Annotated in this window: 2 tRNA genes and 2 rRNA genes; all 4 read right to left on the reverse strand. The window is 39.5% G+C overall.

The annotated features are described in order from the left end of the window. Nucleotides 1-105 (reverse strand): 23S ribosomal RNA (locus tag ES711_RS16170); the annotation flags it as partial. Nucleotides 106-403: 298 nt separating this feature from the next. Further along, a tRNA-Ala gene (locus ES711_RS16175) sits at nucleotides 404-477 on the reverse strand. A gap of 141 nt (nucleotides 478-618) precedes the next feature. Next, a tRNA-Ile gene (locus ES711_RS16180) sits at nucleotides 619-692 on the reverse strand. A gap of 83 nt (nucleotides 693-775) precedes the next feature. Then, a 16S ribosomal RNA gene (locus tag ES711_RS16185) occupies nucleotides 776-833 on the reverse strand; the annotation flags it as partial.

The raw sequence follows: 833 nt of genomic DNA on the forward strand, positions 1-833 counted from the left end.
GATCACGTTGTATGTGCCAATCCCCGCAGCTTTTCGCAGCTTATCACGTCCTTCATCGCCTCTGAGAGCCTAGGCATTCCCCATACGCTCTTATGTAGCTTATTGTACTTTTGTCTTTTAATGAGTTACTATTCAGTTTACAGTCTTTTCTCTCAGTTGTTAGCACAAGTACCAAGCTCCAATCGTTAATTCTATAAACCAAACTTTATTAGATTGATTAAAAGCTCGTAAACCCTAATCAATCTAAATGTTACTTTATTACAGTCCTAAGACCGTAACAGTAATATTTTTTATGTATCTTTTTTCAATATGTCAATGAACGTTTTTCAGTTGGCAGTCTTCAGTATTCAGTGCGCAGTCTTATGACTGACGACTGTAAACTGTTTTACTGCTTACTGAACAGTGGAGAATATCGGAGTCGAACCGATGACCTCCTGCGTGCAAGGCAGGCGCTCTAGCCAGCTGAGCTAATCCCCCATTAATGAATTTCAGATTGCTGAATTACGATTAACGATTGTTGATTGTGACTCAACGTCTAAAATTTCCTTTTCAACTTGTAATGAACGTTTTAACATCTTCAATCTGCAATCGCAAATCTCCAATCTTAAATCTATTTAGTAGTCTCAGGCAGACTCGAACTGCCGACCTCTACATTATCAGTGTAGCGCTCTAACCAGCTGAGCTATGAGACTCTACTATAGTATATTATTAAATTAACAGCAAAAGAACAAATCACTTTTTTTCCAAACTCTTCCCAATGGTCGTCTTTCTCTAGAAAGGAGGTGTTCCAGCCGCACCTTCCGGTACGGCTACCTTGTTACGACTTAGCCCTA

The sequence above is a fragment of the Gelidibacter salicanalis genome, from assembly GCF_007997285.1.
Lineage (GTDB): Bacteria > Bacteroidota > Bacteroidia > Flavobacteriales > Flavobacteriaceae > Gelidibacter > Gelidibacter salicanalis.